Genomic DNA, 25,282 nt, shown 5'->3' on the forward strand with positions numbered 1-25,282 from the left:
GACTGCTGGCGCAGGGACAGCGGGACGGGGTGTTCGCCGACCATCTGCCCGCGCCCGTGCTGGCCCACGTACTGGAGTCGGTCGTCGTGTCGATGCTGGAGTCCGTGAACGACGAGACGTGGGAGGGGTCCGCCCCCGCCGCCGTCACGGCGGTCCTGCTGGCCGTCGGAAGGACCCGCCCCGAGGCGGAAGCCGCGCTGCGGCAGCTGCGCACGCTCGGCTGATCCGGCGGCCCGTCACCTTCTTCGTGGAGGCACCCTCGAATTCTTCGTAGAGGCACCGTCGACCGTGAGATAGCTCACCGCCGAACACCTCTGCCCACCACAACGAGAAACGGGCCCTCACCGTGACTTTCGTCACTGGTGAAGACCCGTTCATCGGTTCTTCGCTGTGCGCGAGGGGGGAGTTGAACCCCCACGCCCTTTCGGGCACTGGAACCTGAATCCAGCGCGTCTGCCTATTCCGCCACCCGCGCATTGGGTGTGTCCTCGGGCTGTTCCCCCTAGGGGGTTGGCGCCTTCCGACACGCAGAACATTAGCACGCGGGACGGGGTGGATTCACATCCCTTACGGCCGGGCAGCCGCCGACCAGCACACTCTGGGTCCGTCCGCCACCCCGTCCCCGATTCCGCCGGCCACGTATCAACGCCGACCGGTTCACGTATCAACCTCGTACCGGTCCCGGCCGTCTCCGCAGGAGCCGGTCCAGGTCCACAGCCCGGTGCGGGACACTTGTCTGCGGCCGCCTCTACGATCCTTGTCAGGACGACGTCCGAGAAGAGTTCGAAGGGGAGCTCCGGAGGGAACTTCGGAGGCGTCGACACCCGTCGACCGGGCCGACAGGGGGAACCAGCCGATTCGACGGCGCGTGGATACGATCAGTAAGCAGTACCAGCAGTACCAGCAGCAGTACCGGGCAAGGCAGTGCCCGCCGAGCGGGACACAGGACGGCAGCAGCGACGGAGGAGGTGCCCCATGGGAGTCCTGAAGAAGTTCGAGCAGCGTCTCGAAGGTCTGGTCAACGGCACCTTCGCCAAGGTGTTCAAGTCCGAGGTGCAGCCCGTGGAGATCGCGGGAGCGCTCCAGCGCGAGTGCGACAACAACGCGACCATCTGGAACCGCGACCGGACGGTCGTACCCAACGACTTCATCGTGGAGCTGAGCACGCCGGACTTCGAGCGGCTCAGCCCCTACTCCGGCCAGCTCGGCGACGAGCTCGCCGGCATGGTGCGCGACTACGCCAAGCAGCAGCGCTACACCTTCATGGGCTCCATCAAGGTCCACCTGGAGAAGGCGGACGACCTCGACACCGGCCTGTACCGGGTGCGCAGCCGTACGCTCGCCTCCTCCACCAGCCAGCAGGCTCCCGGCGGCGCCCCGGCGGCCCCGGCCCCCGGCCGGCCGGCCCCCGGCGGCTACGGCTACCCGCCCCCGGCCGCGCCCGCGGGCGCTCCGCCGATGCCGGCCGCGCCGCCACCCGGCGGCCGCCCCGGCGGTTACGGCTATCCGCAGCCCGTGGGCGGACAGCGCCCCCCGGTCGCACCCGCTCCCGCTCCCGCGGCCGGTCGCATGCGCCACTGGATCGAGATCAACGGCACCCGCCATCAGATCTCCCGCGCGACGCTCGTGCTCGGCCGCAGCACCGAGGCCGACGTGCGGATCGACGACCCCGGCGTCTCCCGCCGGCACTGTGAGATCCGGACCGGAACGCCCTCGACGATCCAGGATCTCGGGTCCACCAACGGCATCGTGGTGGACGGGCAGCACACCACCCGCGCTACGCTCCGCGACGGCTCGCGGATCGTCGTGGGCAGTACCACCATCATTTACCGGCAAGCCGAAGGGTGAAGCGGGGGCAATGTCAGAGCTGACCCTCACGGTCATGCGGCTGGGTTTCCTGGCCGTACTGTGGCTGTTCGTGATCGTGGCCGTGCAGGTCATCCGCAGCGACCTGTTCGGTACGCGTGTCACCCAGCGCGGTTCGCGCCGGGAGAGCGGGCGGCAACAGCAGGTCGCCCGGCAGGCCGCGCCCCCGCAGCAGCGCCAGCAGGCCGCCGGCGGCGGCCGCCAGCGGCGTAACGCCCCCACCAAGCTGGTGGTGACCGAAGGCACACTCACCGGCACCACCGTCGCCCTCCAGGGCCAGACCATCACCCTGGGCCGGGCGCACGACAGCACCATCGTGCTGGACGACGACTACGCCTCCAGCCGTCATGCCAGGATCTACCCGGACCGCGACGGCCAGTGGATCGTCGAGGACCTGGGCTCCACCAACGGCACGTATCTCGACCGAACGCGGCTGACGACCCCCACGCCGATTGCGCCGGGCGCGCCCCTCCGCATCGGCAAGACCGTCATCGAGCTGCGGAAGTAGTGCCACGTCATGAATGAGCGCGAGCGGAGCGAGCACGCAGCGGCGCCCGGCACCCCGGGCCCCGGCGCGCTCCCGACCGGAGGGTGGGCACCGTGCGGATGTACCCGGAGCCGACGGGCGAGGTGCGCATGAGTCTGTCACTGCGCTTCGCCGCCGGATCGCACAAAGGCATGATCCGGGAGGGCAACGAGGACTCCGGATACGCCGGTCCGCGCCTGCTCGCGATCGCCGACGGCATGGGCGGCGCGGCGGCCGGCGAGGTCGCCTCCTCCGAGGCCATCTCCACCATCGTCGCGCTCGACGACGACGTGCCCGGCTCCGACATCCTCACCTCCCTCGGCACCGCCGTGCAGCGCGCCAACGACCAGCTGCGCGCGATGGTCGAGGAGGACCCGCAGCTGGAGGGCATGGGCACCACGCTCACCGCCCTCCTGTGGACCGGCCAGCGCCTCGGCCTCGTACACGTCGGCGACTCGCGCGCCTATCTGCTGCGCGACGGCGTCCTCACGCAGATCACGCAGGACCACACCTGGGTGCAACGCCTGGTCGACGAGGGCCGTATCACCGAGGAAGAGGCCACCACCCACCCGCAGCGCTCCCTGCTGATGCGCGCGCTCGGCAGCGGCGAGCACGTCGAGCCCGACCTCTCCATCCGTGAGGTCCGCGCCGGCGACCGCTATCTGATCTGCTCCGACGGCCTGTCCGGGGTCGTGTCCCACCAGACCCTCGAGGACACCCTCGCCAGCTACCAGGGCCCCCAGGAGACCGTGCAGGAGCTGATCCAGCTCGCGCTGCGCGGCGGCGGCCCCGACAACATCACGGTCATCGTGGCCGACGTCCTCGACCTCGACACCGGGGACACCCTCGCCGGGCAGCTCTCCGACACCCCCGTCGTGGTCGGGGCGGTCGCCGAGAACCAGCTCCAGCTGCACGACAACAACATCATGCAGACCCCCGCGGGACGCGCCTCCGGGCTCGGCCGCCAGGTGCCCGGCCAGGGCGGTGGCGGCGAGTTCGGCCCGCCCGGCTCCGGCGACACCACCGGCTACATCTCCACCGCCGGCTTCGGCGACTACGGCGACGACGACTTCGTCAAGCCCCGCAAGGGCCGCAAGTGGCTCAAGAGATCCTTCTACCTGGCGCTCGCGCTGGCCGTCGTCGGCGGCGGCCTGTACGGCGGCTACCGCTGGACGCAGACGCAGTACTACGTCGGCGCCAACGGCGAACACGTCGCCCTGTACCGGGGCATCAGCCAGGACCTCGCCTGGGTCTCGCTGTCCAAGGTGCACAAGGACCACCCCGAGATCGAACTCAAGTACCTGCCCACGTACATGCAGAAGCAGGTCAAGGCGACAATCACCGAGGGCGGACTCGAGGACGCCCAGACGAAGATCGACGCACTGGCGGTCCAGGCCTCCGCGTGCAAGAAGGAAGCCGCACGCCAGGAAGCCGAGAGTGAGAACAACGCCAAGACCGGTGAGGGCGAGGCCGGCGGCACAACGGGAACCACACCCGCCTCACTGACGTCCAAGGCCACGCCGACGCCGAACCCATCGACGTCGACCTCGCCCTCCCCGTCCACGACTGCGCCCACGCCCACCCCCGGCCCCAGCCTCTCCGACCAGGAGCAGAAGGTCGTCTCGCAGTGCGACAAGCAGTAGCCGAGCCGTGAGAGGCCCTGTCACACGATGAGCAGTACTACCAACTCACCGACGCACCACACGTCCACCATCGGCGCCATCGGCACTCCGAGCCGCCGCAACACCGAGCTGGCGCTGCTCGTGTTCGCCGTGGTGATCCCGGTGTTCGCCTACGCCAACGTGGGCCTGGCCATCAACGACGAGGTGCCGGCCGGCCTGCTGAGCTACGGCCTGGGCCTCGGCCTCCTCGCCGGCATCGGCCATATCGTCGTACGCAAGTTCGCGCCGTACGCCGATCCCCTGCTGCTGCCGCTCGCCACGCTGCTCAACGGGCTCGGGCTCGTCGTCATCTGGCGACTGGACCAGTCCGAACTGCTCCAGTCGATCAACCAGGCCGGCAACGCGGCCTCCCGGCAGCTGCTGTACACGGCCATGGGCATCGCCCTGTTCGTCGTCGTGCTGATCTTCCTCAAGGACCACCGCGTCCTGCAGCGCTACACGTACATCTCCATGGTCGGCGCGCTCATCCTGCTGCTCCTGCCACTCGTGCCGGGCCTCGGCACCTCCATCTACGGCGCCAAGATCTGGATCTCGGTCGCCGGATTCTCCATCCAGCCCGGTGAGTTCGCGAAGATCGTCCTGGCGATCTTCTTCGCCGGCTACCTGATGGTGAAGCGGGACGCGCTCGCCCTGGCCAGCCGCCGCTTCATGGGCCTGTACCTGCCGCGCGGCCGCGACCTCGGCCCGATCCTGGTCGTCTGGTTCATCTCGATCCTGATCCTGGTCTTCGAGACCGACCTGGGCACCTCGCTGCTGTTCTTCGGAATGTTCGTCATCATGCTGTACGTCGCCACCGAGCGGACCAGCTGGATCGTCTTCGGTCTGCTGATGTCCGGCGCCGGCGCCGTCGGCGTGGCCAGCTTCGAACCACACGTCCAGCAGCGCGTCCAGGCCTGGCTCGACCCGATGAAGGAGTACACGCTCTCCCGCGCCGGCTCCGCCGGCCACTCCGAGCAGGCCATGCAGGCCCTGTGGGCCTTCGGCTCCGGCGGCACCCTCGGCACCGGCCTCGGCCAGGGCCACTCCGACCTCATCCGGTTCGCGGCCAACTCCGACTTCATCCTCGCCACCTTCGGCGAGGAACTGGGCCTCGCCGGCATCATGGCGATCCTCGTCCTCTACGCCCTGATCGTGGAGCGCGGCGTGCGCACCGCTCTCGCCGCCCGCGACCCCTTCGGCAAGCTGCTCGCCGTCGGCCTGTCCGGCGCCTTCGCCCTCCAGGTCTTCGTCGTCGCGGGCGGCGTCATGGGCCTGATCCCGCTGACCGGTATGACGATGCCGTTCCTCGCCTCGGGCGGATCCGCCATCATCGCCAACTGGGCCCTCATCGGCATCCTGTTGCGCATCAGCGACACCGCACGCCGTCCGGCGCCCGCCCCCGCCCCCAGCCCCGACGCCGAGATGACCCAGGTGGTCCGCCCGTCATGAACAAGCCCCTGCGCCGGATCGCGATCTTCTGCGGACTCCTCGTCCTCACCCTGCTCATCCGCGACAACTGGCTCCAGTACGTCCAGGCCGACGAGCTGCGCACCGACACCGCCAACCGCCGCGTCGCCATCGAGCGGTACGCCACCCCGCGCGGCGACATCATCGTCGACGGCAAGGAGATCACCGGCTCCAAGGAAGTCTCCAGCGGCGACTTCGAGTACGTACGCACCTACAAGGACGGCGCCATGTGGGCGCCCATCACGGGCTACGCCTCGCAGGCCTACGGCACCAGCCAGCTCGAGAACCTCGAGGACGGCATCCTCAGCGGCACCGACGACCAGCTCTTCTTCCGCAACACCCTCGACATGATCACGGGCAAGAAGAAGCAGGGCGGCAACGTCGTCACGACCCTCAACTCCGCCGCCCAGAAGGCCGCCTACGACGGTCTGAAGGGCCGCGGCAAGGGCGCCGTCGCCGCCATCGACCCGTCCACCGGCGCGATCCTGGCCCTGGCCTCCTACCCGTCGTACGACCCCTCGACGATCGCCGGCTCCAACGACGGGGACGCCTGGAACAAGCTCCAGAAGAAGAACGACCCGAACGACCCCATGCTCAACCGGGCGCTGCGCGAGACCTACCCGCCCGGCTCGACGTACAAGGTCGTCACCGCCGCCGCCGCCCTGGAGAACGGCCTCTACGACTCCGCGGACGAGAGGACCGACTCGCCGCTGCCGTGGATCATGCCCGGCACGACGACGCCGCTGAAGAACGAGGGCAACATCCCCTGCAAGAACGCCACATTGCGGGTCGCCCTCCAGTACTCCTGCAACAGCGTCTTCGGCAAGATCGGCGCCGACCTCGGCAACGACAAGATGCTCGCCGAGGCCGAGAAGTTCGGCTTCAACTCCGAGCAGTTCACTCCGGTCCGCGCCAACGCGTCGGTCTTCTCCGACGACATGAACGAGTCTCAGACCGCGCTGTCCTCCATCGGTCAGTTCAACACCGCCGCGACCCCGCTGCAGATGGCCATGGTCGCCTCAGCGGTGGCCAACGGCGGCGAGCTGATGAAGCCGTACATGGTCGACGAGCTCGAGGCCCCGAACCTCGAGCCCATCGAGAAGACCGAACCGGAAGCGATGAGCCGGCCGCTGTCGGCCAAGAACGCCCAGATCCTCCAGTCGATGATGGAGACGGTCGTCAAGGACGGCACCGGCAAGAACGCGCAGATCGGCGGCGGCGTCACGGTGGGCGGCAAGACCGGTACCGCCCAGCACGGCGTCGACAACAGCGAGAAGCCGTACGCCTGGTTCCTCTCGTACGCCAAGCTCGCCGACGGCAGCTCGCCGGTCGCCGTGGCCGTGGTGGTCGAGGACGACAGCGCCGTCCGTGACGACATCTCCGGCGGTGGCCTCGCGGCGCCCATCGCGAAGAGCGTGATGGAGGCGGTCATCAACAGCAAGCAGTGACCCAGCTCACGTCCCCTTCACATCGGTGCACGTTGCGATACCGGTCCTGTATCGGGTGACGGGCTTGGCCAGGTCACGCATGGCCGTCCGGGTACGGTAGGCCCGGACGGCAGCCACCCGACCGCACTGATGTGCCGGTCGGGACCGACGGAGAGGGCTGGTAGGAAGCTATGGAAGAGCCGCGTCGCCTCGGCGGCCGGTACGAGCTGGGCCAGGTGCTCGGCCGTGGTGGCATGGCGGAGGTCTACCTCGCACATGACACCCGGCTCGGCCGCACCGTGGCGGTGAAGACGCTGCGCGTTGATCTCGCACGCGATCCGTCCTTCCAGGCCCGGTTCCGCCGGGAGGCCCAGTCGGCCGCCTCGCTCAACCATCCCGCGATCGTCGCGGTCTACGACACGGGCGAGGACTACATCGACGGGGTCTCGATCCCGTACATCGTCATGGAGTACGTCGACGGCTCCACCCTCCGTGAGCTTCTCCACAGCGGCCGCAGGCTGCTGCCGGAGCGCACGCTGGAGATGACCATCGGCATCCTGCAGGCCCTGGAGTACTCGCACCGGGCCGGCATCGTCCACCGCGACATCAAGCCCGCCAACGTCATGCTGACGCGCAACGGCCAGGTCAAGGTGATGGACTTCGGCATCGCCCGCGCCATGGGCGACTCCGGCATGACGATGACGCAGACGTCCGCGGTCATCGGCACCGCCCAGTACCTCTCCCCGGAGCAGGCCAAGGGCGAGCAGGTCGACGCGCGGTCCGACCTGTACTCCACGGGCTGTCTGCTCTACGAGCTCCTGACGGTCCGCCCGCCCTTCGTCGGCGACTCACCGGTCGCGGTCGCGTACCAGCACGTACGGGAAGAGCCCCAGCCCCCGTCCGTCTTCGACCCCGAGCTCACGCCCGAGATGGACGCCATCGTCCTGAAGGCCCTGGTCAAGGACCCGAACTACCGCTACCAGTCCGCCGACGAGATGCGCGTCGACATCGAGGCCTGCCTCGACGGCCAGCCGGTCGCGGCCACCTCCGCGATGGGCTCCGTGGGCTACGGCGGCTACCCCGACGACCAGCCCACGACGGCCCTGCGCGCCGACGCGGGCGCCACCGCCATGCTGCCGCCCATGAACCCGGACGACGGCGGCTTCGGCTACGACGACCGCCCCGACCGGCGCCGCCAGAAGAAGTCCAACACCTCGACGATCCTGCTGGTCGTCGCGGGCCTTCTGGTGCTCGTCGGCGCGGTCCTCATCGGCAGGTGGATCTTCAGCGGCGGCGGTACGGGCAACGAGACGGTGAAGGTGCCCACTCTGGTCGGCGAGAACCAGGCCGATGCCACGAAGCTGCTGACCAACAGCGACCTCAAGGTGGGGACGGTCACGCAGAAGGCCTGCGAGGAGCAGACCAAGGGCAAGATCTGCGACCAGGACCCCGCCCCCCAGACCAAGGTCGACAAGGAGTCCACCGTCAATCTGGTGGTGTCGACCGGCGCCCCGAAGGTGACTGTGCCGAGCGTGATCGACCTGACCCTCGACGAGGCCAAGGAAAAGCTCACCGGCGACGACTACGAGTTCACGATCAAGACGGAGACCCGGGAGTCCTCGGACGATCCGGGCACCGTCCTCGACCAGGACCCGATCAAGGGCGAGGAAGTGGAGAAGGGCTCCACCATCACCCTCATCGTCGCCAAGGCCGAGGAGAAGGCCACCGTCCCGGACGTCCTCGGCAAGTCCTGTGACGAGGCCAAGGCCCAGATGACGGCCAGCAACCTGGTCGGCAACTGCACCGAGGTCGAGACCAACGACGTCAACCAGATCGGCAAGGTCATCCAGACCACGCCCACGGCCGGCACCCCGGCCGACAAGAACTCCTCGGTGAACATCCAGATCGGCAAGGCGGCGGACAAGACGGAGGTCCCGAACGTCGTCACGCAGACGGTGCAACAGGCCAGGCAGACCCTTCAGGCGGCCGGCTTCAACAACATTCAGTTCGAGGGCGGCAGCGACCAGAGCCCCACCGCGATCGTCACCGCCCAGAACCCGAGTCCGGGTGACGAGGTCGACGATCCGGCGAGCACGACGATCACCCTCAGGACCGTGAGCTTCGGCAACAACAACGGCGGCAACGACAACGGCGGCAATGACGGCGGCATCTTCGGCGGTGCCACCGGAACAGCGGCCCGAACCGAGGACTGACCCCCTCCGCCCGGTACGAACGAAGCCCCGGCACCCTCACCAAGGGGGGTGCCGGGGCTTCGCTCTTCTCTTCGCCTGCCAGGCTCGTGCAGTTACCTGGAGCAGCGGGGCTGGAAGCGTGCGATGCCGCCAGGACCGCCGCCTCTCGGCCGGCTCGCCGCCGCGCCCTGGGCCAGCCCTGGTCCTCGACCAGTCGCCGAAGTACTCGCACCGCTTCTTCCTGTCGGACTCCTTGGCCGCCGACATTCTGCCGCAAACCTGTGCGTGCATCGATCGTGCCTTCATGTGTGACTACTCGTTGATCGGATGGGGTGGGGAACCGGAACTCTGCCCTGGACATGCGGTCACACCATGAGTGGAAGGGCAGAACGTGAATCAACGAATCGGCACTGCTGGAATCGAAGAGCCTGCGCGGCAGCGTGCTGGACCGCACGGACGTACTCGACAGAGTCAAGGCGCTGTCGCTGCTGCCGGACGGAATGCATGTGACTACGGCGATGGTGGCGGCGTTCTTCGAAGTAGGCCTCAAGGCAATCGAGTCCCTGGTGCTCGACCACCGAGAGGAACTTGTCGCCAGCGGCTATCGCGTTTTGACAGGTTCAGAACTGACCTCCTTCAAGGAGGTCAGTGGGATTCAGTCGCGCTCCCGATCGCTCGCTCTGTATCCGCGCCGAGCCGTCCTCAACATCGCCATGCTCCTCCGCGACAGTGAAGTCGCACGTCAGGTGCGTGTGTACCTCCTGGACATGGAGCACGTGGCGCGCACACAACCTGTGGAAAACCCGGATCTGACAAACGAGCTCCCTCTCGACGACCGCATCGACCAGCGCATCACCCACATCCTCGGCAAGACGGTCGTCCCCATGTTCAACGCCCTGATCGAGACGTCGAGCGACCACCGCAGGGAGCTGATCACCCTGCGAACCGAAGTCCAGCGCATCGAGCAACGGCTCCGGCAGCACCACGCCCGGCTGCAAAGGATCGAGTCACGCGAGAACGGAGGGCCCTTTGCCGGAGTCATGGCCGCCATGGATGCTATGAACGGCCGCGTGTTTGAGGAACACATCGCCCAACTGCTCCGGCGCGACGGTTGCACCCACGTCGTCGTACAGGGCGGACGCGGAGACCGCGGCGTCGACATCATTGCCCTCACCGCCGACGGACGGCGTCTCGTCGCCCAGTGCAAGAGGTTCGCGCCCTACCTCTCCATTACCAGCCCGGAGGTCCAGAAGTTCATCGGGTCAGCCACGGTTCTGTACGGCGCGGAAGTGGCCCTCTCCGTGGCGACCTGCCCCTTCACCTCCGACGCCCTGAGCATCGCTGCCGAGAGCGGCATCACCGCCGTACACCGCGGCCTGCTGGAAGAGTGGAACGCCGGGGAACCACTAAAGGTCCTGGGGCAGTAACGGCGTAAACGCAAGAGGCCCGAAGCCGCAAGAGAAAGTTGCGGCTTCGGGCCTCCGCCATGCTAGAGGACTGAGGTCCTTACAGGAGCTCAGTCAGCTCAGTTCCTTGGGCGGCGTCCGCGCACTGTCCACCGCGTCCACCCGCACCAGCTCCCCCCAGACGACGTACCGGTACCGGGACGTGTACACCGGCGTGCAGGTCGTCAGGGTGATGTAGTGGCCGGCCTTCTTCTTGCCGGACTCCTTGGGGATCTGGGAGAGGACCTTGACGTTGTACTTCGAGGTCTCGGGGAGGATGGCGTAGACCTTGTAGACGTACCACTTGTCCTTCGTCTCGAAGACGATGGGGTCGCCCTTTTTGATCTTGTCGATGTTGTGGAACTTCGCGCCGTGGCCGTCGCGGTGGGCTGCCAGGGTGAAGTTGCCCTCCTTGCCGGAGGTGGGGAGTGTCGCCTTGGCCGGATCGGTGTAGTAGCCGGCGACACCGTCGTTGAGGATCTCCGACGACGTGCCCTTCTCGACCAGGACCTCGCCGCCGCTCATCGCGGGCACGTGCAGGAAGCCGATGCCGTCCCCGGTGTCCAGCGCGCCGGGACGGGTGTCCTTGGCGGTCCAGTTGTCACGGACCCTGTCGCCCTGCTGGTCCGCCTTGCGGTCGGCTAGAACGTTCGTCCACCAGAGCGAGTAGACGACGAAGAGGCCGAGGATCAGGCCCCCCGTGATCAGGAGTTCGCCGAAGACACTGACCGCCATGGCGATCCGGCCCATGCCGCGGCGGCGCGGTGCGGGCGCGGGCCCGGACACGTCGGTCTGCTCTGCGGTGCCGTCGGTGGTCGCTGCCACTTGTCATCTGCCCCTACTCGACGAGCGCATCCGGCTTGCCCTTGCTGCGCGGCCGTTCCTCGACCATCTTGCCCCAGACGATCAACCGGTACTTGCTGGTGAACTCCGGAGTGCACGTGGTGAGGGTGATGTAGCGACCCGTCTTGGTGAATCCCGACCCCGGCGGCACGGGATTCAGCACGCTCGTGTTGCTCGGCGAAGTCACCGGCAGCATCGACGCCATCTTGTAGACGAAGTACTCGTCCTGCGTCTCGACGACGATCGCGTCACCCGGTTGCAGCCTGTTGATGTACCGGAACGGCTCGCCGTGCGTGTTGCGATGGCCCGCGAGCCCGAAGTTGCCGGTCTTCGCATCGGGCATCGCCGTCTTCAGCGGATCATCGCCGTAGTGGCCGACCATGCCCCGATCCAGCACCTTCTTGTTGCTGACGCCCTCCGCGATCGGCACCACCACGTCCAGCTTGGGGATGTGCAGGAGGGCGAAGCCCTGCCCGGGCGAGAACGTGCCCGGATTCCGCTTGCCGCTCGCCCAGTCGTTCTGGAGGCTGCTCGCCTCCTTGTCCGCCTGCGCATGCGCCCGGACGTTCGTCCACCACAACTGGTAGGTGACGAACAGCAGCATCAGCACGCCGGTGGTGATGAACACCTCACCGATCGCCCGGCTCGCGACGACCGCGGCGCCGGGCTTGCGCGCCCGCTCCTGCCGCCGCGCCTCCACCCTGGAGAGCGGCCTGCCGTCATCGGTACCGGATGAAGACTCCGGTGCAGGCTCCGCGCCGGCCCCATGACGCCCGCCACGGCGCTTGGCGGCCTTTCTGCGGGCCGCACGACCGCCCATGGGGGTTCCTGTGGCTGACGAGGCAGAGGAGGCGTCAGAGGCGGATATGGACTCGCCGCCGCCCGGGCGAGTCGGCGGCTCGGGTATCCGTAGCGCCACCGTCTCGTCGTCGATGGGAGGCTCGTACGAGACCTCGGGGGCGACCTGCGCTTCGTACGGCGCCTCAAGACCGATCGGCGTTTCGTAGGGGATCTCGCGCCGGGCAGGCGGTTCGTACGGCACCGAGTCGTACGACTCGTACGGCGCCCCGCCGTACGAGTCCTCGCGCTCGGGGCGCAGCGCGGTCACGCCGTGGCCCTGCCCACCACCGGGGCGAGCCCCGCCGACCTCGCCACCGCGCCCTGGTCCCCGCACGCCACGAGCCAGTTGGCCAGCATCCGGTGCCCGTGCTCCGTCAGCACCGACTCCGGATGGAACTGGACGCCCTCGACGGGCAGTTCCCGGTGCCGCAGGCCCATGATGATGCCGTCGTGGGTACGGGCCGTGACCTCCAGCTCGGCCGGCACCGTCGCCGGCTCGGCGGCCAGCGAGTGGTACCGGGTCGCCGTGAAGGGCGTCGGCAGCCCGGCGAAGACTCCCGCGCCCTGGTGCTCGACCAGCGAGGTCTTGCCGTGCAGCAGCTCGGGCGCGCGGTCCACGACACCGCCGTACGCCACCTGCATCGACTGCATGCCCAGGCACACGCCGAAGACGGGCACACCGGTCGCGGCGCAGTGGCGCACCATCTCGATGCAGACCCCCGCCTCCTCGGGCGTCCCCGGGCCCGGCGACAGCAGCACGCCGTCGAAGCCGTCCTGGGCGTGCGCCGTCGACACCTCGTCGTTGCGCAGCACCTCGCATTCGGCACCCAGCTGGTAGAGGTACTGGACCAGGTTGAAGACGAAGCTGTCGTAGTTGTCGACGACGAGAATCCGCGCACTCACTGGTTGTCCACCGTCACATCGTTGAAGGGCAGCAGTGGTTCGGCCCACGGGAAGACGTACTGGAACAGGACGTACACCACAGCAACGACCAGCACGAGTGAGATGAGCGCCTTCACCCAGGCGTTCCCCGGCAGATGCCGCCAGATAAAGCTGTACATGCCGTCCCTTCCATCGCACCACGGCACCGGACTCACGCCGTACCGCACCAGACTAACGGCGCAGGGCCGCTGGTTTCCCTTCCTCCACGGGCTGTGTGGAGTCCAGATGCGCCCAGACGATCAGCCGGTGGCTGTGACCCCACTCCGGATCGCAGGTGGTCAGCGTGAGGTAGCGGCCCGGGCGCGTATACCCCGACTTACGTGGCACAGGGTCGATCACCTCGATGTCCGAGGGCACGGTTTTGTAGGGGCCTTTGTCGATCCGATACGTGAACCACGTCGTCCCGTCCGTCAGCACCACCGCATCGCCCCGCCGCAGCTTCGGAAAGTCCTTGAAGGGATCCCCGTACGTGCGCCGATGGCCGGCGACCGCGAAGTTGCCCTTCTGCCCGAGCTGCGCGGTGCGCGCGTAGTGGCCGAGGCCTTTCTTCAGGGTGTCGGTGGCGGTGTTCTCCAGGACCGGCTTGTTCCACGTGAAACCAAGGCGCGGGATGTACATGATCGCGAAGGGCTTCCCCGCCCGGTACGGCACCGGCTCGGCCGGACTCTCGGCGGCACCGGCCGTCGACGTGGGCCGCACGGGCTCCTGCGACCACTGCTCCTGTAACCGGTCGATCTGGTCGTCCATCACATGATCGGCCTTCACTCCGGTCCAGAACAGCACATAGACGACGAACAGCACGATCAGGGCGCCGACGGTGATGCACATCTCACTGACGGTCCTGACGACGACGCGCACCGGCAGCTCCTGAGGGACCTACTCCGGGACTCACTCCACGGGCTTCGCGTACTGCAGATCCACTGTGCCCGAGTAGCCCGGCAGAGTCACCGCCCCGTCCTCCTCGACTTTCCAGCCGAGGCCGTAGACGTTGACGTACACCATGTAGTTCTGGATCGCCGGACTCTCCGCCAGCGCCTTCTGCAACGCGTCCGGGTCACCGACCGCCGTGATCTTGTACGGCGGTGAGTAGACGCGGCCCTGCAGGATCAGCGTGTTGCCCACGCAGCGCACGGCACTGGTCGAGATCAGCCGCTGGTCCATGACCTTGATGCCCTTGGCGCCACCCTTCCACAAGGCGTTCACCACGGCCTGGAGATCCTGCTGGTGGATGACCAGGTAGTCGGGCTGCGGCTCGGGATAGCCGGGAAGCTTGGCGGTCGCGTCCGGCGGAGCGTCGTTGAGCGTGACAGAGATCGCCTTGCCCTTGAGCTTCTGCGTGCCCGCGTTCTCCTCCAGGGCCGCGAGTTTGTCGTCCTCGGCCCTGGTGCTGCCGTCGTCGCGTTCGGCGAGCGACTCGATGTCACGCCGCAGGGCACCGTTGGACTCGTCCAGCTCGCCGTTCTTCCGGCTGCGCTCGTGGATGAGGTCCGACAGCTTCAGCAAGGACGTGTCCGTCCGGATGTTGGTGCCCTTGGCCGTGTTGAAACTCGTGAAGAAAATGAGCCCCGCGAGAGCGAAGACGCCCGCCGTGAGCACCCGCACGGGCCGGAAACGTCGCGGGCCGGCAGGGCTGGATCCCGTCCCGGGGGAGTCGGCAGAATTGCTCAACGTACCCTTATCTCCTTCGGCGCCGCGGAAGCACTACGCTAACGGACGCCCGGGGGAGCACTCAGTGTCCCCTTGTACGCTGCCCCGGAGCCCGCCCCAGTTCCCTGCGCGGCCACGCAGCGCATCGACAGGAGAGACCCTCGTGCCGAAGTCACGTATCCGCAAGAAGGCCGACTACACGCCGCCCCCGGCGAAGCAGGCGACCGCCATCAAGCTGAACAGCCGCTCCTGGGTCGCACCCGTGATGCTGGCCATGTTCCTCATCGGACTCGCCTGGATCGTCGTCTTCTACGTGACTGACGGTTCACTGCCGATCGACTCCCTGAACAACTGGAACATCGTGGTGGGCTTCGGCTTCATCGCGGCGGGATTCGGTGTCTCCACGCAGTGGAAGTAGCGGCGACCGGGCTCTGCCCAGGGCTATCCCCTGAGTTATCCACAGCGGTTTTCCACATGGGGAAAAGAAAGACGATCTGTGGATAACCCATCGGGTGTTGACGCCGGTGTGACTGACACACCGGCAACCGCAAGCACGTTCGCCCCCTGTCCGACCTGCGGAAACGCGGGTCAGCGACAGGGGGCACACCTGTTCCCGCACGGTATGCACAAGATTCGCCACACACTGTGGACAACCCCAGCTCAGGCGAGCTGTGCGGTCCTCAACAGGGTCATGATCACGACCACGGCCAGGACCAGCGCACAGGTGCCGTACTGGACCAGCGCGCGGCGCTCGCGCGGGGCGTGGACCATGGCGTAGCCGGTGATGATGCCGGCGACGAGGCCGCCGATGTGGGCCTGCCAGGAGATGTTGAAGCCCGGGTTGAAGGTGAAGATGAGGTTGATCACCAGCAGGGCGATGATCGGCCGCAGGTCGTAGTTGAGGCGGCGCATGAGGACGGCGGTGGCGCCGAAGAGCCCGAAGATGGCGCCGGAGGCACCGACGGTGGCCGTGGTCGGGGAGGCGAGCAGGTAGGCGAGGGCGCTGCCTGCGAGGCCCGAGGCGAAGTAGACGGCGAGGTAGCGGGCGCGGCCGAGGGCGGCTTCGAGAGGGCCGCCGAGCCACCACAGGCTGAGCATGTTGAAGCCGATGTGCCAGATCTCCTGGTGCGTGAACATCGAGGTGACCAGGCGGTACCACTGGCCGTCCGCGACGCCCATGGTGGGCGTGAACGGGGCCGGAGGCCAGGCGCCGATGAGGGCCAGTTCGTTCACCAGTGAGTCCGACGCCCGGACGGCGATGAACACCGCGAGGTTGATGCCGACCAGGATCTTGGTGACCAGTCGGGGGTCGGCCGCGATGGTGCCCCCGGCGATGGTGCGGGGCTGGGCCGCGGTGGGGGCGTGGCCGGTGCCGGAGCCGCTGCGGACGCAGTCGGGGCACTGGAAGCCGACGGAGGCGCTGATCATGCACTCGGGGCAGATCGGCTTCTCGCAGCGGGTGCAGCGGACGCCGGTCTCGCGGTCCGGATGCCGGTAGCAGCCGGGCGCGCTCCTGGCGTCCTGAGAACTGCTTGCCGCCTGGTCCATGACATCCCCTAAGTCGTCGTACGCACATGCACCGCCCCGTCCATCCTTACGGATGAACGGGGCGTTTGGTTCCCTTCGCGCAGGCCCGAGAGGTCAACCGGTCGCGGGGCCTTCCGGGGGCCTTCGGTGGCGTCAGCCCTCGCGGGTCTCGACGACGACCGACTCGATGACGACGTCGTTGACCGGGCGGTCGTTCGGGCGGGTCGTCGGGACGGTGGCGATGGCGTCCACGACCTTCTGGCTGGCCGGGTCAGTGATCTCGCCGAAGATGGTGTGCTTGCGGTTCAGCCATGCCGTCGGGGAGACGGTGACGAAGAACTGCGAGCCGTTGGTGCCCGGGCCGGCGTTGGCCATGGCCAGCAGGTAGGGCTTGTTGAAGGAGAGGTCCGGGTGGAACTCGTCCTCGAACTCGTAGCCCGGGCCACCGATGCCGGTGCCGAGCGGGTCGCCGCCCTGGATCATGAAGCCGCTGATCACACGGTGGAAGACCGTACCGTCGTAGAGCCTCTTGGTGGACTTCTCGCCGGTGGCGGGGTGGGTCCACTCGCGCTCGCCCTGGGCGAGTTCGACGAAGTTGCGGACCGTCTTGGGGGCGTGGTTCGGCAGGAGCCGGACTTCGATGTCGCCGTGGTTCGTCTTCAGGGTGGCGTAAAGCTGCTCGGCCACGATCTGCCTTCCGTTGTCTTCTGTGCCCTTCCGATCCTTGCACGGTTCCTGCCATGCGTCGCCCGGCACCCGCCAGGGTGACGGCGTTCGACGTTTTCGCATGCAGAAATCCGGTCGAGTCGCCCCGGGACGGGGGCGCCCGGCGGCGATCCGTGGCATTGTCGACGACAAGCTCCTGTTGCCCTGTATTCATCCGCTATTACACGTGATCGGATCTTGAGCAGTTCTTGATCGGAGATCGTCCGGAGTCTGTGTCTGTGACCCGGATGCCCGCCCTCACATGCCCCGTCGCTCCCGAACAGGCATGATCCGTAAAAGGGTGGAAAGTCGAAATACCGTACGCCACCGAGGAGGAGGATCCCGTGACCCGCATCGACAGCGTGCGCGCCGCGACCGGCTCGGCGAAGGACAGCGTGCTGCACGCCGCGGAAGTGGTGGCGCCCTACGCCGACACGGCCAAGGACAGGGCCGCACACTACGCAACCGAGGCACGCGTACGGCTCGCGCCGAAGGTGTCGCAGGCCGCCGAACAGGCTCGTGTCCAGTACGACGCCCATCTCGCGCCGCGCCTGGAGTCGGCCCGTTCGCAGGCTCTCGCACATGTCCCGCCGAAGGTCGACAAGGCCGCACACGAGGCCGCAACCCGTACCCGTAAGGCAGCCAAGCAGGCCGCCGACTATTCCCGACCGCGGATCGAGCAGGCAGTGGCCGTGACCGGTCCCGTCCGCGACGAGGCCGCCGCCCGCACCGCGGCCGCGGTGGCCGCGCTGCGCGGTCAGGTCTCACCCAAGGACATCCAGAAACTGGTTCGCAAGCACGAGCGGCGGGCGAGGGCCGGCCGGCTCGCCAAGGCGCTGGCGGTGGCGGGCCTGGTCGCGGGCGGTGCCTTCGCCGCCTGGAAGTGGTGGGACAAGCAGGCCAACCCCGACTGGCTGGTCGAGCCGCCCGCCGCGACCGAGGTACCGGAGTCGAGCCGCCTGAGCTCGGTCGACGGCACCGGCCAGGCCGTACTCGACCCGGAGGTACAGGCCAAGCAGGCCGAGGAGGAGGCTGCGCACCGCGACGAACGCGGGTGAGCAAGGCTCTGGCTGTGGGGCGGAGGACCGATGGGTCCTCCGCCCCACAGCCGTTTGAGCGCACCCCGGGTCGCGGTTTCACGTGAAACGCAGCCCGCTTGTGCACAGCTCCGGGCGCGTCCAACTCCCCTGGGCGCTGGGGGAGTTACCTGGCGCCCCGGATTTCGTACGCTCGCAAAAACGCCCCCTGAAGCTGCGTTTCCGCAGGTCAGGGGGCGCTTGTCGCGTGGAGCCTAGGGGAGTCGAACCCCTGACATCTGCCATGCAAAGACAGCGCTCTACCAACTGAGCTAAGGCCCCGGAAAGTGGTCGACCGCCCGGAAGAACCGCGTACCGGGTGGCGCCGCAGACCAGAGTACCGGGTCATCCCCGGGATCTCGCAAAAAGATTGGGGGTCCCCGTGGACGACCACTCTCCGTAAGATGCTCCGCGTGGTTCGCTACAGCGAACCACCGTTTTTGGGGAAGCGATGGGGAGACGCAATGGACGCCGCACAGCAGGAAGCCACCGCAAGAGCGCGGGAACTGCAGCGGAACTGGTACGGGGAGCCGCTGGGGGCGCTCTTCCGTAAGCTTATAGATGATCTTGGTCTCAACCAGGCTCGTCTCGCGGGGGTACTGGGACTGTCCGCACCGATGCTGTCGCAGCTGATGAGCGGCCAGCGGGCGAAGATCGGCAATCCTGCCGTGGTCCAGCGGGTGCAACTGCTCCAGGATCTGGCGAAACAGGTCGCGGACGGCAGCGTCAGCGCGGCCGAGGCGACCGACCGCATGGACGAGATCAAGAAATCGCAGGGGGGCTCGGTGCTCAGCAACACCACACAGACGACCAGCAGTTCGGGAGCGCCCACGGTCAAGCGAGTGGTCCGCGAGATCCAGTCGCTGCTGCGCTCGGTGGCAGCCGCGGGAGACATCATCGAAGCGGCCGACACCCTCGCCCCGACCCACCCGGAACTGGCAGAGTTCCTCCGGGTGTACGGCGCCGGCCGCACCTCCGACGCGGTCACGCACTACCAGTCCCACCAGAGCTGAACCCGCGGCCCGGCCACCGAAGGGGGTTCGGCAGCCGGGCCGACGGCCGGGGACGATCGCGAGGGGTCGCGTCTCTCGCCAGGAAGGACACGCGGGGCTGTGTCCCGAACCGACGAGATCGCGAGACGCGAGAGGGGTCGTATCGCTCATCACGGGGGAAGCAGGGAGAAGCGGGAGGTGTAACCGAAGGGGGAGGGGCGACGCACAGCCATGGGTGAGGTCTTCGCCGGCCGGTACGAACTGGCCGACCCGATCGGCCGCGGAGGAGTGGGCGCCGTCTGGCGCGCCTGGGACCACCGCCGCCGCCGGTACGTCGCCGCCAAGGTTCTGCAGCAGAGCGACGCGCATGCGCTGTTGCGCTTCGTCCGTGAGCAGGCGCTGCGGATCGACCACCCCCATGTGCTTGCACCCGCCAGCTGGGCCGCCGACGACGACAAGGTCCTGTTCACCATGGACCTGGTCGCCGGCGGTTCGCTGGTTCACCTGATCGGCGACTACGGCCCTCTGCCACCCGCCTTCGTCTGTACCCTGCTCGACCAGCTCCTGGCCGGCCTCGCCGCGGTGCACGCGGAAGGTGTCGTCCACCGCGACATCAAGCCCGCCAACGTTCTCCTTGAAGCCACCGGCACAGGTCGGCCCCGTCTTCGCCTGTCCGACTTCGGCATCGCCATGCGGCTGGGCGAACCGCGCCTGACGGAGACCAACCTCGTGGTGGGGACGCCCGGTTATCTCGCGCCCGAACAGATGATGGGCGCGGAACCGGACTTCCCCGCGGACCTGTTCGGCGTGGGGCTGACCGCCCTGTACCTCCTGGAGGGCGCCAAGCCGGACTCCAAGGCCCTCATCCAGTACTTCACCGCACACGGCACCCCGAGCGCCCCCCAGGGCATTCCCGACCCGCTGTGGCAGGTCGTGGCCTCTCTTCTCCAACCCGATCCGCACGCCCGGTTCCGCACGGCCACGGGCGCGCGCAAGGCACTCGCCTCGGCCGCCGAACTCCTTCCGGAACCCGGCCCCGACGACGAAACCATCGAAATCTTCGACCAACTCGGCCCGCTTCCCCCAGGTTTCGCCCCGACCGGCCCACTCAAGCGGGCACCCGGAGTGGAGACGGGAGCGACTTCGCGGTGGCCGGCAGAGGGCGCTTCCCGGTCGAGGGCTTCCCGATCGGCAGTGGGAGCCTTCCGGCCCGCAGAGGCAGAGGTGGCCCAGTCGGCGGAGGGCCCTCGGTCGGTCGTGGGGGCTGCCGGGTCGGCAGAGGGCCCCTGGCCGGCAGAGGGGCCCCGGTCCGCGTCCGCCAGGCCGCTGGAAATACCCCGGCCGGCGGATGAAGCTGCCCGATCGGAGGAGGGCCACCGGTCGGAGGAGGAAGCACCCGCGTCGGCAGAGGGAGCGGCCGCCGGGTCGCCAGGCGGTGGGGTCTCGTCCATAGCGGGGGAAAGTGCGCCTTCCCGCCCCGGAGAAGGCCCGCCCTCCCGCCCGGAAGCCCCAGGCATCCCCTTCCGTCTCGGACCAGAGGAGGGGCACGCGGCTTCCCGGCCGGAAAACGGGCCCTCCGGGTCCGGATCGCGCGGCACCGCACCGGTCGCGCGGCAAAGCAACGCCCCCAGGGCGGCCCGCCCCGGCACGGAATCTCTCGGGCCCGCCCCCGGCATGGGCTCCACGGACGCCCACGCCGACTCGGGCCACGTACCCCCCACCCCTGGGACGGGCACCGTGCTCCCACCCGAGCCGAGCACCGCCAATCCGGTCGGCCTGGGTGCAGAGGCCGTATCCCCCGATCACCGACAAGGGGCAGGACCGACATCGCCCCCGGTCGGCGGGACGCCTTCGCGGCCCGCTTTCGCTCCTGCCCGGCCCACCACGTACCCGCGGCCGCCCGCCCCCCCGCAGCCTCCCACCATGTCGGACACCGGCAGCTTCCACCTGCCGCCCCCGCAGACCACCGCCAGCCCGTCCTCCCCTCAGACACTCACCCCACAGCCGCACCAGGGACAACCACAGCCGCAGGCACAGACCCAAGCTCAGCCCCACCCGGCTTCCCCGGCCCAGCCTCTCAACGTCTCCCCCCACGACCCCACGCACGTCCTCTCCTCCCCCCAACCTCACACCGCCACCCCCCACTACTCCCCTCGCACCCCCACAACAGCCGCCCTGCGCCAGCGCGCTGAACCCTCTACTGCTTCGTACACCGCTCAGGCCCCGCAGGTTCCGCCTCCCGCGCAGTCGATTTCGCAGCCGCGCCACCGAGCACCCCGTTCCGCACGCCGCGCCGGCCCACCCGCCAAGGTGGCGATCCCGCTCCTACTGCTCGCGCTGGCCTGCTACGCCGTGGGTTTCTGGGCCTTGAGCCACATCTGAGCACCTCGGCACCGCACCGAGCCCTCAGCCCTCAGCCCTCACATGTCGGCACTGCGTGCCCTCGCCCGGCAGCACTCGCCCCACCCCGGCACGTTCCGCCACAACCCCCACCTCCGAGCCGCGCCCTACCAGGCCCCGGCCCTCCCCCGCCCCGTCCCCCGTCGACGTCCTAGCCCCATCCACACCCCAAGCACCACCAGCACCACGGTCCCGCCGCCGATACCCCCCACGGCAAGGGCCTTCATCAGGGCATTCTCGCCCGCAGCAGCCGTCTCCCCGCCCTTTGAGCCCTCCGACGCCGCCGTCTCCCGCCGCCCCTGTGCCGTGACCTGAAAGACGTCCCGCGGCTCGGACTGCCCCGCGTACGCGGGACCGGCCTCGACGGCGTGCGCGACCCGCACGCGCAGGGTCAGATCGAAGGGCCCGTCGCCGAAGTCATCGGCCGTCTGCGTCGCGAGATGCACGACGAGGTAGTAGATACCGGCGAATCGCATGCCGCTGACGTGGTCGAGGACGGCGTAACGGTTGGCGTACGCGACTGGTGGCAGCGGTCGGAGCGTCGCCGAGCGCTGGCTGCCGTCGTAGCCGACCCCGTCGCTGTCGACGAGGCCGCGCACGGGGTTGTAGAGGGACAGGGTCAGGGCACTGGGCACGAACCCGGCGTCGCTGCTCACGCTGCCCAGTTCGGCGGTTGCGTAGAGCTGCTGGCCCCAGTCCACGGGCACCTCGTAGAAGAGGGTCTGCCCGGGCCGGACCTCGTCGAGCCAGACTCCCTGCTCCACGGAGGTCGCCGCGCCGAAGCCGGCACCGCCCTCGCGGCGCTCCGGTTCGCCACTGGGGGGCGCGGCCGAGGCGGAGTCCCAGACCTCGGGCGCGCTCGTCGCACCGGCCTGCGCGAGCCCCGGCTCCGACACGGGGCCGAGCTCCAGATCCCAGTGGTCCAGCAACGAGGGGGAGGCACCCGTCCCCCTCTGGACGCGCTCGACGCGCACGTAAAACGTGCCGGCCCCCTTGCACAGGGATCCGCTGCGCGAGGCGTCGCGCTCCCCCATCGCCGTGATGGGGTGGGCGCTCCGGGCGGCCCCGATGCTTGCCGTGTCGACGGAGCAGGTGTGGCTGTCGGCGTCCTGGAGCGACACCTTGACTCCGTCACCGGCGGAGACCGCCGCACCCGGGGGAGGGACGGCCGTGACGGAGACGTACGCGTTCGACGTGGCGTCGAGTTCGAGGCGGTAGTAGAGCGCGCCGGTGGCAGGGAGGGAACTGCGGTACGTGGTGCCGGGTGTCAGGCGTTCGGCGTCCGCGGTGCTCGTCGCGCCCGGGACCGTGCGGGCGTCCTCGTCGAAGGCGTACGAGCCCGATGCTCCGGCCGCCCACGCGGGCGAGCCGCCCAGTACCGCCACCACCCCCAGCACCACGCTTACGACGGCCACCCGTACGACGGGCCCACGACCACGCCGTGCCGCCGCCCGCCACCACGCCGTACGCCGCCCCATCACGCGCCACCCCTCGTCGTACACCGGACCGGGACCGTGGCCCATCCTGCCCCGCGGCGCCGGACGCCATCCGCGCAATCCCCACGAGCGTCCGAAACACCCGACTAGCAACACAAAACCCCGACCGCGAGGCGGCCGGGGTCTGCTCGGAATCGATCTCGGTACTCAGGAACCCGTGGGCACGGAGTCAGTCGCCTCCGTCCACAGATCCTGCTCGGCGCGATCCGCCTGGATCTGGCGGTACACGAGGAGCCCGCCGATGGCGGCCAGTGCGACCAGGAGAAGCTTCTTCACCGCGCGACCTCGTCTTTCCTTGACGTAGGGGACTTCTGGCGCCCGACTATACACACCGGCCGAGACCGATCGGTGACCTACGTCGGGCCCTCAACTCCCGTCCGGAACACAGCATTAGAAGCGGACGGAGACGCTCCGATCAAAGTGTGATCACACTCCGACGAACGATAACTTCGACCCAATTTCTCCGGCATCACCTCATTTTCTCCCCTCTTGCGCCCATCCGAGTGGTGTTCATCGGAACATCGACGCGCCACGGGCGTTGGTCCACCACTTCGCGGCCCTCATACACATGATGAGGAAAGTACGCAAATCGCCCAACCCGAAAGTGAGGGGCAATGGCCCAGAACAAGGTCATGAAGCTGTGGACCACCATCGTCGCCGCCTTCCTGGCGCTGTGCACGACGCTCGGCCTGATCACGACGACCGCCGCCGCGGCCGTACCGCAGACCGAGGCGCCCCGCAACAGCACCGCACGCTCGACGGCCCCGGCGACGCCCCTCTGGTCCTGGTCCTACACCAGGGCCCTGCCACCCACGATGAAGCAGCGCATCCGCGCCGAGGCCCACGGCAAGACCCCCAGCTGCCGCCACCGCCCGCCCGCGGACACGGACGCAGACGCGAGTGCGGAGTCGAGCACCGAGGCAAGCACAGACGCGGACGCGGACGCAGACTGCGCCCCCTGGGCACCCCTCCGGCGCTGACCTCACGGCAGCACGGCAGCACGGCACACTGACGCAACGGCGAACTTGCGTACGCCCGGACAGCACATCGAGCCCCGACCACACCCGGTCGGGGCTCGACTGCGTGACACCACACGGCACGCTCCGCGAAAGAGCCCACTCCACCATCGAGAAGACCCCCAACCATGACCGGTTGGGGGTCTTCTCGATGGTGGGGCCAACAGGATTTGAACCTGTGGCCTCATCCTTATCAGGCGATCACGGGGGTCTGCCAACATCGGCCAACGGCCCCTGCGCCGCGGTCGATCGTCCACCGAGGTCCGGCGCTGACCGCTGCTGTTCGTGCTTGTTGGTGTCAGCCGGTGGTGTCAGCCGTCGCATGCGGTCTTGACAAGGGTTACTTCGCCGCTCTACAACACCCGTCCTACTCCTCCGGTTCCCACGCGCGGAGCAGGTCAAGCAACCCTGCGTCTCCGTCGATCTGCAGTGAGTCCGCCGGGATACGGTCGTACACGAAGAGGACCAGTTCACTGGCCGTGCCGCGGACGGAGACGCCAGCCTGGTTCGGGCCTTCGTCGGCAGCAGCGACAGGCGTCGTGCCGGGCGCGGGGATACGGATGGAGCGTGCGCCGTCGCCGTCGACCGTCAGGCGCCAGGAGTGGCCCTCGGTGGCGTGGAATTCTAAGGCAGTGGGCTTGTGCGGCCAGGCACTCGTCGTTGCGACGCAGGTGAACAGGAACTCCTCGACACCGTCGAGTGCCACCTCATCCGGCAGCGGCTGCGGGGCACCCACAGTGACCTGGACGTCGTAGGTGTGCACCGCGATCTGCTGGAGCTGGTGCCGGGCGACGGCGCCACAGGTCTGCGGCGACTGCGACGCACCCCACCACGTCCAGCAACCGCGATCCGGGCCGGCCTCCCGCAGTGCGTCCAGCAGCTCCTGCGTCGACGCGGCCAACCAGGCCGGCACGGCCTCGCGCTCCCGAGGCGCAGCCGGGGCGCCCTCTGGGACGGACTTGGCCGGAGCGGCAGGCCCTGCGGCTACGGTGGCGGCCCAGGAGCGGCGCCCCTCGCCCAGGTGCTGCACCAGATCGAACAGCGTCCACTCCGGGCAGGTCGGCACCTGCACGTCGAGGCTGGGCGCGGAGGCTACCGCGGCGCGGAAGGCGGTCGACCGTTCGTCGATCAGTCGCAACAGAACGGGGAACGCCAGTGTCGTTGTCACATGGACTCCCTATCACCGCGTTCCGACAATCAGACAGCGATTTTCA

Annotated in this window: 24 protein-coding genes and 2 tRNA genes; 13 read left to right on the top strand and 13 right to left on the bottom strand. The window is 68.6% G+C overall.

Annotated features, from left to right (window positions below; genetic code table 11):
• Positions 1-29: 29 nt before the first annotated feature.
• On the top strand, positions 30-224 hold the full coding sequence (locus tag ACFYO2_RS16225; RefSeq protein ID WP_388349033.1) for a hypothetical protein: 195 nt from the start codon (positions 30-32) through the stop codon (positions 222-224).
• Between the two features lie 167 nt (positions 225-391).
• Here the strand turns inward: ACFYO2_RS16225 and ACFYO2_RS16230 are convergent.
• Positions 392-475: transfer RNA gene (locus tag ACFYO2_RS16230), tRNA-Leu, on the bottom strand.
• 500 nt (positions 476-975) lie between these two features.
• On the opposite strand from ACFYO2_RS16230, the gene ACFYO2_RS16235 reads away from it, so the two are divergent.
• The 7 genes from ACFYO2_RS16235 to ACFYO2_RS16265 all read left to right on the top strand — a co-directional run bounded on the left by ACFYO2_RS16235 (position 976) and on the right by ACFYO2_RS16265 (position 10,566).
• A complete protein-coding gene (locus ACFYO2_RS16235; RefSeq protein ID WP_388349035.1) occupies positions 976-1,848 on the top strand; it encodes an FhaA domain-containing protein in 873 nt (290 codons plus the stop codon).
• A 10-nt stretch (positions 1,849-1,858) separates the two neighbouring features.
• A complete protein-coding gene (locus ACFYO2_RS16240) occupies positions 1,859-2,374 on the top strand; it encodes an FHA domain-containing protein (RefSeq protein ID WP_388349037.1) in 516 nt (171 codons plus the stop codon).
• A 128-nt stretch (positions 2,375-2,502) separates the two neighbouring features.
• Complete coding sequence (locus ACFYO2_RS16245) at positions 2,503-4,035, top strand: Stp1/IreP family PP2C-type Ser/Thr phosphatase (RefSeq protein ID WP_388349039.1); 1,533 nt, start codon at positions 2,503-2,505, stop codon at positions 4,033-4,035.
• Between the two features lie 27 nt (positions 4,036-4,062).
• Positions 4,063-5,502, top strand: a complete 1,440-nt coding sequence (locus ACFYO2_RS16250; protein ID WP_388349041.1) for an FtsW/RodA/SpoVE family cell cycle protein — start codon at positions 4,063-4,065, stop codon at positions 5,500-5,502.
• On the top strand, positions 5,499-6,968 hold the full coding sequence (locus ACFYO2_RS16255; RefSeq protein WP_388349043.1) for a penicillin-binding transpeptidase domain-containing protein: 1,470 nt from the start codon (positions 5,499-5,501) through the stop codon (positions 6,966-6,968). The genes ACFYO2_RS16250 and ACFYO2_RS16255 overlap by 4 nt, the downstream gene beginning before the upstream one ends.
• 170 nt (positions 6,969-7,138) lie before the next feature.
• Positions 7,139-9,160: a Stk1 family PASTA domain-containing Ser/Thr kinase gene (pknB, locus tag ACFYO2_RS16260; protein ID WP_388349045.1), complete on the top strand. Its 2,022-nt coding sequence runs from the start codon at positions 7,139-7,141 to the stop codon at positions 9,158-9,160.
• A 419-nt stretch (positions 9,161-9,579) separates the two neighbouring features.
• The gene (locus tag ACFYO2_RS16265; protein WP_388349047.1) at positions 9,580-10,566 is read left to right on the top strand and encodes a restriction endonuclease; all 987 of its coding nucleotides are present in this window, start codon (positions 9,580-9,582) and stop codon (positions 10,564-10,566) included.
• Positions 10,567-10,659: 93 nt separating this feature from the next.
• Here ACFYO2_RS16265 and ACFYO2_RS16270 read toward each other — a convergent pair whose 3' ends face one another.
• Genes ACFYO2_RS16270 through ACFYO2_RS16295 form a run of 6 tightly spaced genes read right to left on the bottom strand, consistent with a single transcriptional unit; the run spans position 10,660 to position 14,877 of the window.
• Positions 10,660-11,409, bottom strand: coding sequence for a class E sortase (locus ACFYO2_RS16270; protein ID WP_388349049.1), 750 nt, complete (start codon positions 11,407-11,409; stop codon positions 10,660-10,662).
• A gap of 13 nt (positions 11,410-11,422) precedes the next feature.
• Complete coding sequence (locus ACFYO2_RS16275; protein WP_388349051.1) at positions 11,423-12,535, bottom strand: class E sortase; 1,113 nt, start codon at positions 12,533-12,535, stop codon at positions 11,423-11,425.
• Complete coding sequence (locus ACFYO2_RS16280; RefSeq protein WP_388349053.1) at positions 12,532-13,170, bottom strand: aminodeoxychorismate/anthranilate synthase component II; 639 nt, start codon at positions 13,168-13,170, stop codon at positions 12,532-12,534. Before ACFYO2_RS16280 ends, ACFYO2_RS16275 begins: the two co-directional genes overlap by 4 nt.
• Positions 13,167-13,328 (bottom strand): hypothetical protein, encoded by a 162-nt coding sequence (locus tag ACFYO2_RS16285; RefSeq protein WP_388349055.1) that lies wholly within the window; start codon positions 13,326-13,328, stop codon positions 13,167-13,169. Before ACFYO2_RS16285 ends, ACFYO2_RS16280 begins: the two co-directional genes overlap by 4 nt.
• 52 nt (positions 13,329-13,380) lie before the next feature.
• Positions 13,381-14,067: a class E sortase gene (locus ACFYO2_RS16290; RefSeq protein ID WP_388349057.1), complete on the bottom strand. Its 687-nt coding sequence runs from the start codon at positions 14,065-14,067 to the stop codon at positions 13,381-13,383.
• Between the two features lie 30 nt (positions 14,068-14,097).
• Complete coding sequence (locus ACFYO2_RS16295; RefSeq protein WP_388349059.1) at positions 14,098-14,877, bottom strand: DUF881 domain-containing protein; 780 nt, start codon at positions 14,875-14,877, stop codon at positions 14,098-14,100.
• Positions 14,878-15,019: 142 nt separating this feature from the next.
• Between ACFYO2_RS16295 and crgA the strand changes: the two genes are divergently transcribed.
• Positions 15,020-15,274, top strand: a complete 255-nt coding sequence (crgA, locus tag ACFYO2_RS16300) for a cell division protein CrgA (RefSeq protein ID WP_388349061.1) — start codon at positions 15,020-15,022, stop codon at positions 15,272-15,274.
• A 242-nt stretch (positions 15,275-15,516) separates the two neighbouring features.
• On the opposite strand, the gene ACFYO2_RS16305 is transcribed toward crgA, so the two are convergent.
• Together ACFYO2_RS16305 and ACFYO2_RS16310 are read right to left on the bottom strand one after the other, a co-directional pair.
• Positions 15,517-16,404, bottom strand: coding sequence for a rhomboid family intramembrane serine protease (locus ACFYO2_RS16305; RefSeq protein ID WP_388349063.1), 888 nt, complete (start codon positions 16,402-16,404; stop codon positions 15,517-15,519).
• Positions 16,405-16,536: 132 nt separating this feature from the next.
• Positions 16,537-17,070 (bottom strand): peptidylprolyl isomerase, encoded by a 534-nt coding sequence (locus ACFYO2_RS16310; RefSeq protein ID WP_388349064.1) that lies wholly within the window; start codon positions 17,068-17,070, stop codon positions 16,537-16,539.
• A gap of 362 nt (positions 17,071-17,432) precedes the next feature.
• Between ACFYO2_RS16310 and ACFYO2_RS16315 the strand changes: the two genes are divergently transcribed.
• Positions 17,433-18,146, top strand: a complete 714-nt coding sequence (locus ACFYO2_RS16315; RefSeq protein ID WP_388349066.1) for a DUF5324 family protein — start codon at positions 17,433-17,435, stop codon at positions 18,144-18,146.
• Between the two features lie 227 nt (positions 18,147-18,373).
• Here ACFYO2_RS16315 and ACFYO2_RS16320 read toward each other — a convergent pair.
• Positions 18,374-18,446, bottom strand: a tRNA-Ala gene (locus tag ACFYO2_RS16320).
• A gap of 182 nt (positions 18,447-18,628) precedes the next feature.
• Here ACFYO2_RS16320 and ACFYO2_RS16325 point away from each other — a divergent pair.
• Complete coding sequence (locus ACFYO2_RS16325) at positions 18,629-19,177, top strand: helix-turn-helix domain-containing protein (RefSeq protein ID WP_388349068.1); 549 nt, start codon at positions 18,629-18,631, stop codon at positions 19,175-19,177.
• Between the two features lie 210 nt (positions 19,178-19,387).
• Positions 19,388-21,538, top strand: a complete 2,151-nt coding sequence (locus ACFYO2_RS16330; protein ID WP_388349070.1) for a protein kinase — start codon at positions 19,388-19,390, stop codon at positions 21,536-21,538.
• Between the two features lie 125 nt (positions 21,539-21,663).
• Here the strand turns inward: ACFYO2_RS16330 and ACFYO2_RS16335 are convergent, their stop codons facing one another.
• Together ACFYO2_RS16335 and ACFYO2_RS16340 are read right to left on the bottom strand one after the other, a co-directional pair.
• On the bottom strand, positions 21,664-23,058 hold the full coding sequence (locus ACFYO2_RS16335; RefSeq protein WP_388349072.1) for a hypothetical protein: 1,395 nt from the start codon (positions 23,056-23,058) through the stop codon (positions 21,664-21,666).
• Between the two features lie 141 nt (positions 23,059-23,199).
• On the bottom strand, positions 23,200-23,328 hold the full coding sequence (locus ACFYO2_RS16340; protein ID WP_003999697.1) for a DLW-39 family protein: 129 nt from the start codon (positions 23,326-23,328) through the stop codon (positions 23,200-23,202).
• Between the two features lie 338 nt (positions 23,329-23,666).
• On the opposite strand from ACFYO2_RS16340, the gene ACFYO2_RS16345 reads away from it, so the two are divergent.
• Positions 23,667-24,032, top strand: coding sequence for a DUF6344 domain-containing protein (locus ACFYO2_RS16345; RefSeq protein WP_388349075.1), 366 nt, complete (start codon positions 23,667-23,669; stop codon positions 24,030-24,032).
• Positions 24,033-24,435: 403 nt separating this feature from the next.
• Here ACFYO2_RS16345 and ACFYO2_RS16350 read toward each other — a convergent pair whose 3' ends face one another.
• Positions 24,436-25,236, bottom strand: coding sequence for a maleylpyruvate isomerase N-terminal domain-containing protein (locus tag ACFYO2_RS16350; RefSeq protein ID WP_388349077.1), 801 nt, complete (start codon positions 25,234-25,236; stop codon positions 24,436-24,438).
• Between the last annotated feature and the right edge of the window lie 46 nt (positions 25,237-25,282).

It is taken from the genome of Streptomyces sp. NPDC006602, from assembly GCF_042870385.1.
Taxonomy (GTDB): Bacteria; Actinomycetota; Actinomycetes; order Streptomycetales; family Streptomycetaceae; genus Streptomyces.